Source organism: Oricola sp. (assembly GCF_022763245.1).
Classification (GTDB): domain Bacteria; phylum Pseudomonadota; class Alphaproteobacteria; order Rhizobiales; family Rhizobiaceae; genus Oricola.
Window position 1 is genome coordinate 192,654 of the sequence record NZ_JALEGV010000014.1, and the last position, 13,593, is coordinate 206,246.

The following is a 13,593-nucleotide window of genomic DNA, read 5'->3' on the forward strand; positions in this document are numbered from 1 at the left end:
CCCCTCGCGCGGGTGCACCCAGGCGACGAACGGATCTCAAGACACACCGAGACGGGCCGGAACGCCCGAGGATACGAGCATGAACGTCGACACTACTCATTCTGCAGCGGAACCGAACCCGGACGTCGTTCCGGAGGACATGCGCGATCCTTCAGAGGACCGTTGGGAATCGATGCCGTTATGGGTGCGCACCCTCGTGATCCTGGCGTCCGCGGGCGGCGTCGTGATGGCCATCGGCTACATCTTCTCCATCTTTCCGCTGCTCGACCTGACCTACTATTTCCTGCTCATGGCCGCGTTCCTGCCCGTGGTCTATCTGCTGCTGCCGGCCTGGAAGGGCGAAAAGGGCGTGACCTGGGCGAGCTACGCGCCGGCCATCGCCATCGTCGTCCTCTCGCTCATCATGGCCTATTTCTCGCGCCAGCTCGTGTTCGGCACCTGGGTGCCGGTCAAGGAAGTCTGGCAGCTCTGGGTGGCCGTCGGGCTCTTCGTCATGATTCTGGAAGGCGCGCGGCGCTCGGGCGGCCTCATCTTCCTGGCGATCGTCCTCGTCCTGTCGCTCTATCCGATCTACGCCTTCTACATGCCGGGCATCCTGTGGGGTCCGCCGACCTCGTTTGCCCGCACCGTCGCGTTCAACGTGTTCTCCAATGACGCAATGCTCGGCGTCGTCACCCGGGTTGTCGCCGAGACGCTGATCGGGTTTCTCGTGCTTGCCGCGCTCATGGTGGCGACCGGCGCAGCCGACTTCTTCCTCAACCTCGCCCTTGCGATGATGGGCACCGCGCGCGGCGGTCCGGCCAAGGTGTCGGTGCTGGCGTCGGGGTTCTTCGGGTCGCTGTCGGGCAGCATCTTCTCCAACGTGGTCGGCACGGGCTCGGTGACCATCCCGGCGATGAAGCGAGCGGGCTTTCCGCCCCATTACGCCGGCGCGCTGGAGGCCTGCGCCTCGACGGGCGGCATGATCATGCCGCCGGTGATGGGCGCGGTGGCCTTCATCATGGCCGACTTCACGGGCATCTCCTACGGCACCATCGTGCTGGCGGCGGTCATTCCCGCGGTGCTCTATTATTTCGGCCTCTACATGCATGTGCACGGCTTCGCGCTGCGCAACGACATCGAAGGCATGAAGCGCGAAGACCTGCCGAGAATCGGTCAGGTCCTCAAGGACGGCTGGCCCTTCCTGATCGTCCTCGGCTTCCTGGTCTGGGGCCTTGTGATCATGCGCTGGGAGCGGCTGACGCCGTTCTACGCCTCCGCGCTTCTGCTGGTGCTGACGACGCTGCATCCGAAACTGCGCCTGAGCATCCGCAAGATACCGGATCTCTTCTATCAGATCTCCAAGTTGCTCAGCCAGACGATGGGTCTTCTGCTGCCCACCAGCTTCATCCTCGGCGGCCTGATGGCCACCGGCGTGGCGCCGGTGATCGCCGCCAGCCTCGTGCGCATGGGTGGCGACAATGTCGTCCCGGTGCTGGCGATCGGCATCGGCGTCTGCATCATCTTCGGCATGCTCGGCATGATCGTCGCCGCCTATCTGATGCTGGCGCTGACGCTGGCTCCGGCGTTGGAGCAGATCGCGGGCCTGAACACGCTGGCGATCCACATGTTCATCGCCTACTACGCCTCGCTCGCCGCGATCACCCCACCGGTGGCGTTGGCGGCCTTCCTCGCCTCGCGCATCAGCGGATCGGACGCGCTCCACACCAGTATGCACGCGGCCAGGCTGGGGGTCGTGCTCTACTTCCTGCCGATCTTCTTCCTGTTCGAGCCGGCCCTGATCTTCCAGGGGCCGATCTACCTGACCGTTGTCTGGACGGTGCTGAACGTGATTGCGGTGGTGCTGATCGCGGCCGCTTCGGAAGGCCAATTGCCGTATCGTGGCAAGCTGCGTTGGTGGCCGCGGCCCTTCATCTTCGTCGCAGGGCTGCTGATCGGATTCCCCGAATGGATCAGCACCGGCGTCGGACTGGCCATCGCGGTTGCCGCCGTGCTTGTGCCGGCAGCGGGACCGAGCGTGCGCAAGGCGCCGGCCGCGGCCTGAATCAGCCAATTCCGGGACGCCGTCTGGTGTCCCGGTCTTGTGTTCCGAGCCCTGTCGCATCCTTCGAAATCGCGCTAGGTGTTTCCCTTCGCGTTCCGGATCGTATCCGGGATGACGAGCGAAAGGGAGGACGAATGATGCGGACGGTCGGCCTGATTGGCGTGGGACGGATGGGGCACGGAATCGCGCTCAACTTGCTCAAGGCCGAATTTCCCTTGGTCTTTCTCGACCATCCTGGCAACCAGCCGACCGATGATTTGCGGGCGCTCGGCGCGATGAGCAAGGACTGTGCTGCAGACGTCGCAGCGGCCTGCGACGTCATTATTCTGGTTGTCACGGGTGCGCCGGAGGTGGAAGCGGTGCTGACTGGGCCCGACGGCGTTCTGGAGGGACTGCGACCGGGCGCTCTGGTTGTCGATTGCTCGACTTCGCTGCCGGAGACGACGCGGGCGATGGCGCGGCGTGTGCAAGAAGCGGGCGGTTCGTTTCTCGACGCGCCGATGACCCGAACGCCGAAAGAGGCCGCGCAGGGCCGGCTGAACTTGATCGTTGGCGGCGACGCAGCGCTGCTGGAAGCACACAAGCCGATGCTGGAGAGTTTCGCAGAGAACATCGTTCATGCCGGCGACACGGGCAGCGGCCACGCTATGAAGCTTCTGCACAATTTCGTGTCACTCGGGTTTTCGGTCGTGCTGATCGAGGCCGCGATCGCGGCGCGGGAGAGTGGTGTCGTGACCGAGGTCTTCTGCGACGTGCTTGAGCAGGGCGGCGGCCGCGGCGTGGTGCTCGATCGCCTTGCACCCGCGATTACGGATGGCGACAATTCCGGCCTGAACTTCTCGATTGCCAACGCCGCAAAGGACATGCGCTATTTTGGAGAGATGGCGCGGTCGCTGGGCCTGCCCGCTGACGTGGCGCAGGCGCTGGCCCGGTATTATGAGCAGCCAACGGAGGCCGGGCAGGGCGAGCTGCTCGTGCCGGAATTGCTGGCTCTCTCTTAAGCTGGGCCCTATGCCACTGGCAGGCAGGTTTCGGCGATCCAGCCATCACCCGTCGTTTCGTCCCACATGACCTTGTGCTGGTCGAGGAAGTCGATCGTGTGGATGACCACGTCATCGTCATTCAGAAAGCAAACGTTGTAGTTGGGCTGCAGTTCGCCGTGGCCCATGCGGTTGGCGTTGCCGGTGAAGTCCGGCCAGCAGACATGGTTGGTCGAGCGGGGCGCGGAGAACGGAATGCCGCAGATCGATCCGCTTAGCGTGTAGTGGCAATGGCCGAAGAACATGTGGCGGATCGTGTCGCGGTAGCGCGACAACAGCGCCTTGAGTTCGGCTTCCTCAGGGATGCCGATCTGGTCGGCATTGGCGACGTGCACGGCGGTCGGGTTGTGGTGCATGAACAGCCAGGCGTGCCGGCCGCTCGTCCGAGAGCGATCGAGCGCTACCTCCAGCCATTCGCGGCGCTCGGCGCAATAGGAACCGCCATGCTCGCCTTGAAGGACAGTGTCCATGTAGATGAATGTCCCTACCGGGGTTTCCTCGGTCCACTGGATGAAGCCGTTGTCATCGCGCCGGGCGGCGGGAAAGGCGGCGGCGAAATTCTCGCGGCTGTCATGATTGCCGATCAGCAGGCGCGGGGCCTGTACTCCGGTCAGCGAACAATCCTTGAGCATTTCTTGCAGCAGAGTGTAGCTTTCGGCGAGGCCGTGATGGGTCAGATCACCCGTGATGATGACCCGGTCGGCGTCGCCCTGGTGTTCCTCAACATGCGCGAGGCAGGCACGGAAGTTCGCGATCGGTTCGAGATCGAGAATCGGCCACGGATGAAGGTGGATGTCGGAGATGTGGACGATCTTCATGCTCTGGCCCGGCGTTGAGATTTGCGGTGGCATAGAATTTCAGCTTGTCATGGCCATGACACGCGTGCAGCGACATTGCGCTTCGCATGCCGGAACGGACTTTGTGGTTCTGCAGCGCGGCCTATCGCGGGATACAGGACGCCCGAGATCTTATCGACAAAACGCCGCGCGACACGTCGATTGATTACTCAAAGGCAAGTTTTTATAATGTCTGCAACGACAACGACAAACGATCATACCTTGCGAGGGGAATAACGCGCTTTGGTGGTTCCTGCGTATCCGCACAGGGTAAGTGTCATCATCTCGACCTACAACGCTCCGCATTGGCTGGAGAACTCCCTCGAGGGGTTCGACTGCCAGGAGAGCGGCGAGTTCGAGATCGTGATCGCCGATGATGGTTCGACCGCCGAGACGCGTGATGTCATCACGCGATTCGCGGAGCGTTCGCGGATTCCGGTCAAGCATTGCTGGCACGAGGATGACGGGTTTCGAAAGACGATCATCCTCAACCGGGCCATCGAGGCGGCCGAGGGCGACTATCTGATCTTCACCGACGGCGACTGCATTCCGCGCAAGGATTTCGTCAGCACCCATGCGTCGGGGGCGGGTGCGGGGGGGTTCTTGTCGGGCGGTGTCGAATATCTTTCGAAAGAGGCGAGCGAGGGGATCTCGGCCGCGATGATCCGCGAGCAGCAGCTCTTCGATCCGGCGTGGCTGGCGGGGCGGCGGGAGCGGAAGCGGCGCTTCGGCAAGGTCAACCAGAACCGCGTCGTGCAGCAGATGCTGCGGCGTTTCAATCCGACGGCGGCGACCTTCAACGGCCACAACGCCTCGGCCTGGAAACGCGACATCCTGGCCGTCAACGGCTTCGACGAACGCATGGCCTACGGGGGTTTGGACCGCGAACTGGGCGAGCGGCTGGAGCACAACGGCGTCCGCGGCAGAAGCGTGCGCTACGACGCCATCCTCGTGCACCAGTGGCACGAGCGCCCCTATGCCACCAAGGCGAGCTGGGGCAGCAACAACCGCATCCGCAAGGTCGGCAAGTCGCAGGGCGCGCGCTGGACCGAATGGGGCATCGTGTCCGGCCAGAGCGACACGCAAAGTTAGACGCCATATTCGCCAACAGTGCCGTTTCGTGCCGGTCCGGATGCCCGATCCGGGGCGGCGTCACGCGTCGGCGTCGCGCTTGCCGCGATTGACCAGCGGCGCGCGCGACAGCGTGTTGCCGGCCTCGGTCGCCTTCCGGGCGAGGGCCAGGAACTGGTCCTGTTCGGCCGGCGTCAAACCGGCGAGAATGTCCCCTTGCAGGTCGCGGACCACCGGCGTGACGGCGTCGAGCACGCTCTCCCCCTGCGCGGTGAGCCGCAGCGCGCGGGCCCGCCGGTCGTGCCGGCTGACGGTCCGTTCGATCAGGCCCTTGTGCTGCAGCCGGTCGAGGACGCCGCCGATCGTCGCCCGGTCATAGGCGATCGAACCGGCCAGCGTCGCCTGGTCGATGCCGGGATCGAGCTTCAGGACGCTCATCGCCGCGAACTGAACCGGGGTGAGGTCGTATCCCTCCTGGCCCATGCGTTCGGAGAAGACCGACACGGAAATCTGGTTCAATCGCCGGATCAGATGGCCGGGCATCTCATGGACTTCAGGCATTTCGTGCATTACCGGGTGATTGCGCCATTGAAGCGCGATCTTATTTGGGATGGTTTCATGTTGACAAGCATCGCAATCACGGGCGGTCGGGGATCTGTCGCCGTGTCGGCAGGCAGCGAAAGCACGGGTGAGGCATGAGCGCTCTTCTGTTCGACGCGCCGGAACTGCCGGTCGTCGCGGTCCGTGGCGAAACGGCGGCCTTTCCGGTGCGGCGCGTCTTCTGCGTCGGGCGCAACTACGCGGCCCATGCCGCCGAGATGGGCCACGAGGTCGATCGCGAGAAGCCGTTCTATTTCACCAAGTCCGTCTTCGCCGTGACGCCGTCGGGCGCGACCGTCGCCTATCCGCCGGGAACCGAGGACTTCCATTACGAGCTCGAACTGGTGCTCGCCATCGGCAAGCCGGTGTTCAAGGCCGCCAAGGACGAGGCCATGGCGGCGATCTACGGCTATGCCTGCGGCCTCGACATGACACGCCGCGACCTGCAGATTTCGGAGCGCGTCAAGCAGCGGCCGTGGGATCTCGGCAAGGATGTCGAGAACTCCGCCGTCGTCGCGCCGATCACGAAGGCCGGCGAAATGGGCGCAATCGGGCCGCAGCGCATCCGCCTGGAGGTCAATGGCGAGGTCAGGCAGGACGCGCTTCTGTCCGACATGGTCTGGAAGGCGGAGGAGATCGTCAGCCACCTCTCCGGCTTCTACCATCTTAAGCCGGGCGACCTGATCATGACCGGGACGCCGGCCGGTGTCGGGCCGGTCGTCGCGGGCGATCGCTTGGTCGGCCAGATCGACGGGCTCGAGGACATCGCGCTGCAGATCGGCGACCCGGACTAGCCGGTCGCGGGGCGTTTGGAGGGCACTTTCGACTTTGTGTTACAAGAACTGGCGATTTTCGTAAGAATTTTGTATCACGTTCATGCCGAAGCCGGCTAGAACGGCTTTCGGACCCAAAAGGAGGAGGAGTTCCCATGCGTTTCTTGCGCAGAAATCTGCTTACCATGGCCGGCGCGGCCGCATTGTCGGTGGTCGCCGCAGGGCTGGGCGCGAAACAGGCGCTTGCCCAGGAGGTGACGCTCAGGCTGCACCAGTTCCTGCCGGCGCAGGCCAATGTCCCGAAATACGTCCTCGACGTCTGGGCCGACAAGGTCGAGGCCGAATCCGACGGACGCATCAAGATCCTGCGCTTCCCGTCGATGCAGCTTGGCGGCACGCCGCCGGAACTGATCGACCAGGCGATCGACGGCGTCGCCGACATCGTCTGGACGGTTGCCGGCTACACGCCCGGCCGCTTCCCGCATACCGAGATTTTCGAGCTCCCGTTCATGATGACGAATGCGGAGGCGACCTCGAAAGCCTATTGGGACATGGCCGAGAAATACATGCTCGATGGCGAGTTCAAGGACTTCCACACCATCGGCGTGTGGGTGCACGGCCCGGGCCTGATCCACTCGAAAGAGCCGATCAAGACGATCGAGGACCTCAACGGCGTGAAGCTGCGTGCGCCGACGCGCGTCACCAACATGATGTTCTCGTCGCTCGGCGCGACGCCGGTCGGCATGCCGGTTCCGGCCGTGCCCGAAGCCCTGTCGAAGGGCGTGATCGACGCCACCGTGATCCCGTGGGAAGTGACCGGCGCGCTGAAGGTGCCGGAACTGGTGAACAACCACACGGAATTCACGGGCGCCTCGCTCTACACGACGTCCTTCATCTTCGCGATGAACAAGGATCGCTACGACAGCCTGCCCGACGACCTGAAGGCGGTGATCGACGCCAATTCGGGCCTCGACTTCTCGGCTCTCGCCGGCAAGACGATGCAGGCCTATGACGCGCCGGAACGCGAAAAGGCGGTCGCACGCGGCAACAACATCATCGAGCTGAGCGCCGACGAGGTTCAGGCCTGGCGCGACGCTGCCGCGCCGACGATCGACGCATGGATCGAGGAGATGGACGGGAAGGGCTTCGACGGAGCCGGCCTCGTCGAGGAAGCACGCGGCCTGATCGCGAAATACAGCAACTGAAACTGAATACCGGCTCCGGCGCGAAAGCGCCGGGGCCGTCCTTGATCTGCCGGGGATCCATCCGGCGCCCGGGGAGGGACCCTTGATTCTCAGGCTCGTTGAGTGGCTGGCCCGCATCATGGCGTTGCTGGGCGGCATTGTCCTGACGGCTCTCGTCGTGCTGACCTGCGTCAGCGTGATCGGACGCGGCGCCAACACGCTCGGCCATTCGGAATGGCTGGCCGCCATCGCGCCGGCCGTGGCCGACTTCCTCACCCATTTCGGACCGGTGAAGGGCGACTTCGAGGTCGTGGAGGCCGGCATCGCCTTCTCGATCTTCGCGTTCCTGCCGATCTGCCAGCTGCATGGCGGACATGCGACCGTGGACGTGTTCACCAACCTGCTGCCGAAATCTGTCAACCGCTTCATCGTCGCGTTCTGGGAAGTGGCGCTGACCGCCCTCCTGATCGTGATCGCGTGGCGCCTCTACGAGGGCCTGCTCGGCAAGGTGCGCAACGGCGAGACGACCTTCCTGCTGCAATTCCCGATCTGGTGGGCCTATGCGGCGAGTTTCGCCGGGGCCGTCGCGGCGGTCATCATCGGCGTCTATTGCGCATTCGCCCGCATCGTCGGCCTGATCACGGGCGGGCACCACATGCCGAGTTCGGAAGGAGCCGCGCATTGAGCATGCTCGAACTGGGGTATCTGTCCTTCCCCGTCCTTCTCGTCCTCATCTTCCTGCGCGCGCCGATCGGGCTCGCCATGATGATCTGCGGCATCGGCGGCCTGTATTTCTCGATGGGCGGGGCGACGATGTTCCTGGCCAAGCTGAAGAGCGAGACCTACACGACCTTCTCCAGCTACTCGCTGTCGATCATCCCGATGTTCCTGCTGATGGGCCAGTTCGCGACGCTTTCCGGCATGTCGTCGGCCCTGTTCAAGGCGGCGGAAAGCTGGCTCGGCCATCGCCGCGGCGGGGTCGCGATGGCGGCGGTCGGCGCCTGTGCAGGCTTCGGCGCGATCTGCGGGTCGTCGCTGGCGACGGCGGCGACGATGAGCCGGGTGGCGCTGCCGGAACTGCGCCGCTACGGCTATTCGGGCGGTTTCTCCACCGCGACGCTGGCGGCCGGCGGCACGCTCGGCATCCTCATTCCGCCCTCGGTGATCCTCGTCATCTACGCGATCCTGACCGAACAGAACATCGCCAAGCTGTTCCTCGCCGCCTTCGTTCCGGGCATCCTGGCGGCGATCGGCTACATGATCACGATCTCGATCTATGTGCGGCTCTATCCGGACGCGGCCGGCACGCGCGAGCCGCAGCCCTATTCGGAGCGCATCCGCGCCCTGCTCGACGTCTGGCCGGTGCTGATCGTCTTTCTCGTCGTCGTGGGCGGCATCTATCTCGGCTGGTTCACGCCCACCGAGGGCGCGGCGGTGGGCGCCGCGGGCACGGGGCTGATCGCGCTGGTTTCGGGCAACCTGAACTGGAAGGTCTTCGCCGACAGCATCGTCTCGACCGCGATGTCGACGGCGATGATCTTCTTCATCGTGCTCGGGGCCGGGTTCTACAATTCCTTCCTGGCGCTCAGCCAGGTGCCGCAGGAACTCTCGAGCTTCGTCGTCAGCCAGGGGTTCAGTCCGTGGATCGTGCTGGTGCTGATCCTGGCGTTCTACCTCGTGTTCGGGTGCCTGATGGATTCGCTGTCGATGATCCTGCTGACCATCCCGATCTTCTTCCCGGTGATCAGCGCGCTCGATTTCGGCATGAGCACCGAACATGTGGCGATCTGGTTCGGCATCCTGGTGCTGATCGTCGTGGAGGTGGGGCTGATCACGCCACCCGTGGGGATGAACCTGTTCATCATCAACGCGATGGACCGGGAAACGCCGATGACGGAGACCTACAAGAGCGTGCTGTTCTTCGTCGGCTCCGACATCGTGCGCGTCGCCCTCCTGGTGCTGTTCCCGGCGATCACGCTGTTCCTGCTGCCGGCCTGATCCGGCCGGTTCGGCGCCGGCCTAGAACTTATTGCTATTTGACATAACAATCATATCTGATATCGACCCTCCCGGTTTTCCGGGAGGGCGACATGGCGAAATTTGCTGCAGGCGGCGGCGACGCGGGAGCGTCGCCCATACGGGTCTTCGACGGGACGCTGCGCAGTTTCGCCGGCTACAACATGAAGCGCGCCTTCAACCTCGTGCAGGCGGATCTGGCGCGCACGCTCGAACCGTTCGGCCTGCGGATGATGACCTTCACCGCCTTGGCGCTCATCGTCGACAACCCGGACATGAGCCAGTCGCAACTGGCCGGCGCGCTCGCCGTCGAGCGCTCCAATCTCGTCACCATCGTCGACGACCTGGAAAAACATGGCTGGATCACGCGCAATCCGGCGCCCAACGACCGCCGCAGCCATGCGCTGCGGGCGACGCCGGACGGAGAGTGCCTCTGCGAGAAGGCGGTGTCGGCCGTGGCCGCGCATGAAGCCAAGCTCCTCGGCGGGCTGCAGGCCAGCGAGGCGGCGGCGCTGATCTCCACGCTGCGCAAGATCGAACACAGCGCCACGGGCGACGCGTGATGACCGGGGCGACGAAGTATCAGCCGCATCGCGTCATCCGCGAGGACCGTCCGGACGGCACGATCCTCCTGACCGCCGACCACGCGCTCGGACCGACCGTCAGGACCACCGGCGACTGGCTGCACAGATGGGCGGCTGAGGCGCCGGACCGGGTCTTCCTGGCCGAACGGTCGGGGACGGGATGGCGCGAACAGAGCTATGCGGCGACGCTCGAACAGGTGCGCGCCCTTGCCGCGGCGCTTGTCGGCCGCGGGCTGACCGCGGAGACGCCGATCCTGATCATGTCGGCCAATGGCGTCGATCACGGGCTTCTGGCGCTGGCGGGGCAATATGCCGGCATTCCGGTCGTGCCGGTCGCCGAGCAATATGCGCTGATCCCCGGCGCGCATGACCGGCTGCGCCATGTCATCGACGTCGTGCGGCCGGGCCTCGCGTTTGCCGTCGACGCCGTGGAATATGCCGACGCGATCGAGCTGGACGAACTGGCCGACATCGAGGTCGTCGCCAGCCGGCCGGGCCTGTCGCGGGCGACGCCGCTGGAGGAGTTGCTGCGCGGCGACGCGGGCGTCGACATCGACGCCGCCCATGCAGCGGTCGGACCCGACAGCGTCGTGAAGATCCTGATGACGTCGGGATCGACGTCGCATCCGAAAGGCGTTCCGACGACGCATCGCATGATGTGCGTCAACCAGACCCAGATCGCCGACGCCCTGCCGTTCCTGCGCGAGCGGCCGCCGGTGATCGTCGATTGGCTGCCCTGGAACCACGTCTTCGGCGGCAGCCACAACTTCAACATGATGCTGGCCAATGGCGGCAGCCTCTATGTCGACGACGGCAAGCCGGTGAAGGGCCGTTTCGAGCGGACGCTGGAAAATCTCGCCACGGTGACCGGCACGCTCGCCTTCAACGTGCCGGTGGGCTTTTCCATGATGCTGGCCGCGCTGCGTGCCGACAGGGACCTGCGGCAGCGCTTCTTCTCCGACCTCGATCTCGTCTTCTACGCCGGCGCCTCGCTGCCGCAGGAGGTGTGGCAGGGCTTCGAGGAGATGGCGATGGAGGTGACCGGCTCGGTGCCGCTGATGACGTCGAGCTGGGGCCTGACCGAGACCGGGCCGGCCTGCCTGATGCAGCACGAGCCGACGTCGCGCTCGGGCATCGTCGGCGTGCCGCTGACGGGGGTGACGGCGAAGCTGATCCCCGACGACGAGATGCGCTGCGAGGTTCGCGTCAAGGGGCCGAACATCATGGCCGGCTATTTCGAGGACGAGGACAAGGCGCGCGAGAGCTTCGACGCGGAGGGCTATTTCATCACCGGCGACGCGATGCGGTTCGTCGATCCCGAGAGGCCGGAGAAGGGCCTGCGCTTCGACGGGCGCATTTCGGAGGACTTCAAGCTCCTGACGGGCACCTGGGTGCGCGCCGCCGCGCTGCGCCTCGACGTGCTCGCCTGCCTGGCGCCGCTGGCCGCCGACCTGGTGCTGACCGGCCATGACCGCGACGCGATCGGCGTGATGATCTTCGCCGACAGGCAGGCGCTCGGCGATGCCGGTTTCGCGCCCGGGGACGCCGACGGCGCGCTGGTCGACGAGGGGCTGAACGCGGAGATCGCCCGCCGCCTGGCCGACCATGCGGCGACGGCGACCGGCTCGTCGATCCGTGTCGCCCGCGCGCTCGTCGTCGCCGAACCGGCCTCGCTGGCCGAGGGCGAGATGACGGCCAAGGGCAATCTCAACCCGCGCAAGGTGCTGACGCGCCGCGCCGCGCTGCTCGAACGACTTTACGACGATGCCGACCCGGCGGTGATCCGGATCCGAGGATGACACGATGAAACCTTTTGCGGCGCCGCTCGCCGATATCCTGTTTTCGATCAACGACATCGCCGAGGCGCGCCGGATCCCGGACTGGGACGCGGATTTCGCCGGCGAGATCGCCGGCCATTTCGCGGCCTTCGCCGAGGGCGAGATCGCGCCGCTGGACGAGCCGGGCGACATGGAGGGCGCGCGGCTGGAAAACGGCCGCGTGCGACTGCCGGAGGGCTTCAAGCGCGTCTTCGACGCCTATGTCGAGCAGGGCTGGCCGGGCCTGACCGCGCCCGAGGCATTCGGCGGCCAGGCGATGGGCGGGGCGGTGGCCGCGCTCGTCAGCGAAATCTTCTCCGGCGCCTGCCATTCGATGCAGATGGTGGCCGGGCTGGGGCCGGGCGCGATCCGCACCGTGCTGGCGTTCGGAACCGACGACCAGAAGGCGCGGATGATCCCGCCGCTCGCGTCGGGCGAATGGCTGGCGACGATGTGCCTGACCGAGCCGGGCGCCGGCTCCGACCTGGCGCGCATCCGCTGCCGGGCGACCGAGGCGGGTGACGGCTGGCGCATCGACGGCGAGAAGATCTTCATCTCCGGCGGCGACCAGGACGCCAGCGAGGGCATCCTGCACCTGGTCCTGGCGCGCACCTCCGACGAGGGGATCCGGGGGCTGTCGCTGTTCCTGTGCCGCTCGCACAAGGAGGACGGGACGCGCAACGGCGTCACGGTGGCGCGCATCGAGGAGAAGATGGGGCTGCACGCCTCGCCGACCTGCCAGATGGTGTTCGACGGCGCGGAAGCCGAACTGATCGGCCGGCCCGGCGAGGGGTTGAAGGCGATGTTCACGCTGATGAACCACGCCCGTCTCGACGTGTCCTTGCAGGGTGTCGCGCATGCGTCGCGGGCCTGCGACATCGCGCGGTCCTATGCGGCCGAGCGGGTGCAGGGGCGCGGGCCCGACGGCGCGGCGGCGACGCTCGACCAGCACGCCGATGTGCGCCGCATGCTCGACGAGATGGATTCGCTGGCGCTCGGCAGCCGCGCCATCGCGCATCTGGCGCTGGTGTTCCTGGAAACCGGCGACAAGCCGGACCTTGTCGAGTTCCTGACCCCGGTCGCCAAGGTGTTCTGCAGCGAGGCCGGCATGCGCGCCGCCGAACTGGGCACGCAGATCCTCGGCGGCTACGGCTTCCTGCGCGAATACCGGGTCGAGCAGACCTATCGCGACGCCCGCATCACCGCGATCTACGAGGGCGCGAACGGCATCCACGCCGGCGCGTTGGCGAGCCGCGGGCTGCGCGTCGGCGAAGGCGCCGCGCAATTCGCCGACCTGATCAGGGGGCTTGGCGAGGAAACCGGGCAAGACGCGGTGACCAAGGCCGCAGCGCTCTGGGCGGAAGCCCGGGACATCGTCGCGGCTTCGGGCGACAGCGCCGTGCTCGCGCATGATTTCATGCAACTGACCGGCGCGGTGCTGTTTCTCGCGGTCTGGGCGCGCATCGGCGCCCGCGCCGAGGCCGCGCCCGAGCCGGAGCGTTACGCCCGCGTGGCGCGCTTCGTCCTGCGGCGCGTGCCCTTCGAGATCATGGCGGCGCATGGCCGCCTGACGGCGGAGGCGACCGCCTAGGCCGCGCTTCGAACCGGGCGGCAGCGGGTTACGTTGC

12 protein-coding genes are annotated in these 13,593 nt (G+C 65.9%); 10 read left to right on the plus strand and 2 right to left on the minus strand.

Annotation, left to right across the window (positions count from 1 at the left end):
- The first annotated feature begins 79 nt into the window (after positions 1 to 79).
- Both MRY80_RS08680 and MRY80_RS08685 read left to right on the plus strand, forming a co-directional pair.
- Positions 80 to 2,044 carry a TRAP transporter fused permease subunit gene (locus MRY80_RS08680; protein ID WP_293290090.1) on the plus strand — a complete coding sequence of 655 codons (1,965 nt, stop codon included), beginning with the start codon at positions 80 to 82 and terminating at the stop codon, positions 2,042 to 2,044.
- A 134-nt stretch (positions 2,045 to 2,178) separates the two neighbouring features.
- Entirely contained in the window at positions 2,179 to 3,045 is an 867-nt protein-coding gene (locus tag MRY80_RS08685) for an NAD(P)-dependent oxidoreductase (RefSeq protein ID WP_293290092.1), read from the plus strand.
- Positions 3,046 to 3,053: 8 nt separating this feature from the next.
- Here the strand turns inward: MRY80_RS08685 and MRY80_RS08690 are convergent, their stop codons facing one another.
- The gene (locus tag MRY80_RS08690; RefSeq protein ID WP_293290094.1) at positions 3,054 to 3,902 is read right to left on the minus strand and encodes a metallophosphoesterase; all 849 of its coding nucleotides are present in this window, start codon (positions 3,900 to 3,902) and stop codon (positions 3,054 to 3,056) included.
- Positions 3,903 to 4,166: 264 nt separating this feature from the next.
- Between MRY80_RS08690 and MRY80_RS08695 the strand changes: the two genes are divergently transcribed.
- The gene (locus tag MRY80_RS08695; RefSeq protein ID WP_293290470.1) at positions 4,167 to 5,012 is read left to right on the plus strand and encodes a glycosyltransferase family 2 protein; all 846 of its coding nucleotides are present in this window, start codon (positions 4,167 to 4,169) and stop codon (positions 5,010 to 5,012) included.
- A 60-nt stretch (positions 5,013 to 5,072) separates the two neighbouring features.
- On the opposite strand, the gene MRY80_RS08700 is transcribed toward MRY80_RS08695, so the two are convergent.
- On the minus strand, positions 5,073 to 5,552 hold the full coding sequence (locus tag MRY80_RS08700; protein WP_293290096.1) for a MarR family transcriptional regulator: 480 nt from the start codon (positions 5,550 to 5,552) through the stop codon (positions 5,073 to 5,075).
- A 134-nt stretch (positions 5,553 to 5,686) separates the two neighbouring features.
- On the opposite strand from MRY80_RS08700, the gene MRY80_RS08705 reads away from it, so the two are divergent.
- The 7 genes from MRY80_RS08705 (at position 5,687) to MRY80_RS08735 (ending at position 13,556) form a co-directional block, all read left to right on the plus strand.
- Positions 5,687 to 6,385, plus strand: coding sequence for a fumarylacetoacetate hydrolase family protein (locus MRY80_RS08705; protein WP_293290098.1), 699 nt, complete (start codon positions 5,687 to 5,689; stop codon positions 6,383 to 6,385).
- 134 nt (positions 6,386 to 6,519) lie between these two features.
- Positions 6,520 to 7,569: a TRAP transporter substrate-binding protein gene (locus MRY80_RS08710; RefSeq protein ID WP_293290100.1), complete on the plus strand. Its 1,050-nt coding sequence runs from the start codon at positions 6,520 to 6,522 to the stop codon at positions 7,567 to 7,569.
- Between the two features lie 82 nt (positions 7,570 to 7,651).
- A complete protein-coding gene (locus MRY80_RS08715) occupies positions 7,652 to 8,233 on the plus strand; it encodes a TRAP transporter small permease subunit (RefSeq protein ID WP_293290102.1) in 582 nt (193 codons plus the stop codon).
- Positions 8,230 to 9,546: a TRAP transporter large permease gene (locus MRY80_RS08720; protein ID WP_293290104.1), complete on the plus strand. Its 1,317-nt coding sequence runs from the start codon at positions 8,230 to 8,232 to the stop codon at positions 9,544 to 9,546. Before MRY80_RS08715 ends, MRY80_RS08720 begins: the two co-directional genes overlap by 4 nt.
- A 92-nt stretch (positions 9,547 to 9,638) precedes the next feature.
- Positions 9,639 to 10,127 (plus strand): MarR family transcriptional regulator, encoded by a 489-nt coding sequence (locus MRY80_RS08725; RefSeq protein WP_293290106.1) that lies wholly within the window; start codon positions 9,639 to 9,641, stop codon positions 10,125 to 10,127.
- Complete coding sequence (locus tag MRY80_RS08730) at positions 10,127 to 11,947, plus strand: feruloyl-CoA synthase (protein WP_293290108.1); 1,821 nt, start codon at positions 10,127 to 10,129, stop codon at positions 11,945 to 11,947. Before MRY80_RS08725 ends, MRY80_RS08730 begins: the two co-directional genes overlap by 1 nt.
- A 4-nt stretch (positions 11,948 to 11,951) precedes the next feature.
- Positions 11,952 to 13,556 (plus strand): acyl-CoA dehydrogenase family protein, encoded by a 1,605-nt coding sequence (locus MRY80_RS08735; protein WP_293290110.1) that lies wholly within the window; start codon positions 11,952 to 11,954, stop codon positions 13,554 to 13,556.
- The last annotated feature ends 37 nt before the right edge of the window (positions 13,557 to 13,593 follow it).